We start from the raw sequence: 2262 nt of genomic DNA, 5'->3' as shown, positions 1-2262 counted from the left end.
AAGGATCATCCGCTGCTGTACCGGCAGGTCTACGATCATATTGTCGCCAGGATTCAGCGGGGAGAACTTGCAGCCCATGACAAGCTTCCTTCGATCCGGATGCTGGCCGAGGAGCTTCAGGTTCATCGGCTCACCGTTTTTCGCGCTTACCAGCTGCTGAAGGAAGAGGGGAAGGCTTACGTAAAGGAAAAATCGGGATATTATGTTGCTCCGATGCATGAAATCACGGGGCTGCCAACATATGAAAAAAGCTTCGCTGCTGCCCGGACCTATCAGAACGAGATGTCCGACATTCAGCGCGTGCCTTCCGTTTATCAATTTTCGCAGGCGCTGATTGATCCCAATCTGCTGCCCAATTTGTATCTGTCCCAATATGTCAAAGAGGTGTTTGACCGCTATCCGAAAATGATCGGCACTTATTCCGATTTGCAGGGGGATGCCGAGCTGAGGGATTTTCTGGGCGATTACATGACGGGAAGGCTCAAGGTGAGTATATCGGCGGACGAGTTGATCATTACATCCGGTGCGCAGCAGGCTATTGATCTGTTAGCCCGGCTCTATATTCGTCCGCTGGACGCCGTGATGGTGGAGCGTCCGACTTACAGCGCGGCACTGGATATTTTTCGCGCTCAGGGGGCCCGGTTTCTTCCCGTCGACATTTCGCCTGGCGGATACGACCTTGACCAGGTCGAGGAGATGATGAAGCGGCATAAGCCCCGCTTTTTCTATATGAATCCGACTTTTCACAACCCAACGGGCTATTCGGTCCCTGCCGGTCAGCGGAAAGAGCTGGTCGCCTTAGCCGAGAAATATCAGTGCCTGCTCGTTGAGGACGACACGTTTCGCGACATTTATTTCGGCGAGCCTCCGTCGTTACCGCTGTTTACCTATGACACGGAGGGATGGGTCGTCTATTTGAGCAGCTTCAGTAAATACGTAGCTCCGGGTCTCCGGATCTGTGCTGTGGTGGGCCGAAGCTCGGTCATCCAGCCGCTGTTAACCTTGAAGTCGCTTGCGGATAATGGCTCGCCGCTCGTCAATCAGAAGCTATTTCTGCACTATTTCGGATCAGAGCGGATGCAGAATCACCTGGAAAAGCTGCGGATTGCCCTTCAGATCCGGCGGGATCTGATGATCGAGTCACTCCGGGGCACCGGTTGGCAGTGGACTGTGCCTGAAGGAGGTCTCAACCTGTGGGTGAAGCTCCCGGATCATCTCTCTGTGGACATGTTATGGCAGCACGCCACCGCGGAGGCGGTTTCGTTCGTTCCGGGCGCGGTGTTTGACCCGAAGCGCGAAATGTGCTCCTGGATACGGTTCAGCTACAGCTTTGTCAATGAGGAGCAGATTCGGACCGGCATGCGGCTTCTGACAAACTTGGCGGGCAGCATGCACAATGGATAGCCTCGATCCCACCTTCGTTACACCCAAAAATGACCATGAACTTTTTGCCATGACGCGTTACAATAATGATGGAGGCCGAACAAACGGTTCACGCTTGCAGCAGGCAATGGAGCAGGCGGGAAGAACGGCAGCCGATTCAATGGATCGATTATAGAGAGGTGGACTTATATCATGGCTTTGATTCAATGTCACTTTTTTTCGGACGTGCTGCAGCTCAGTACTTCCATGACGGTCATTCTTCCGCAGCAGACCCGCCATCAGATCGGGATGCAGAATAACACATTTGCGGACAAGCATCCGACGCTGTATCTGCTCCACGGATTGTCGGATGACGATTCCATCTGGCTGCGCAGAACGTCGATCGAGCGTTATGTCGCATCGACGGGACTGGCGGTCGTTATGCCTCAGGTGCACCGTAGCTTCTACGCGGACATGGCTTACGGGAACAAGTACTGGACGTTTATCAGCGAGGAACTCCCAAGCATTGCCCGCTCTTTCTTCCCGCTATCGGCGGAAAGGGAGGACAATTTCGTCGCGGGGCTGTCCATGGGAGGTTACGGGGCGTTTAAATGGGCGCTTAGCAAACCGGAGAGCTTTGCGGCCGCCGCTTCATTGTCAGGTGCTATGAACGGTATGAGAGCCCCGGAAGATCCGGACCGCTTCCCGGATTATAAGCTGATTTACGGGGACAAGCCGGAAAAAAACCGCGAGGAAGACTTGTTCTGGCTGATGGAGCAGTGCGCGAAGTCGGAAGGACCGAAACCGATGCTGTATCAATGCTGCGGCACCGAAGACTTTTTGTACGAGGACAACGTTATGTTCCGTGAAGCGTGCAAGCAGTCGGGGCTGGACTATACA

The 2262-nt window shown here is 54.1% G+C and carries 2 protein-coding genes; both read left to right on the top strand.

The annotated features are described in order from the left end of the window. On the top strand, nt 1-1404 hold a 1404-nt coding region (locus CPT76_RS13600), incomplete at its 5' end, for an aminotransferase-like domain-containing protein (RefSeq protein ID WP_374954644.1). A gap of 171 nt (nt 1405-1575) precedes the next feature. Beyond that, nucleotides 1576-2262: alpha/beta hydrolase (locus CPT76_RS13595; protein WP_105443295.1), on the top strand; the 687-nt coding region annotated here is incomplete at its 3' end.

Origin of the sequence: Paenibacillus sp. AR247 (assembly GCF_002968895.1) — a bacterium.
Lineage (GTDB): Bacteria > Bacillota > Bacilli > Paenibacillales > Paenibacillaceae > Paenibacillus_AQ > Paenibacillus_AQ favisporus.
This window is presented reverse-complemented; position numbering and strand designations above follow the sequence as displayed.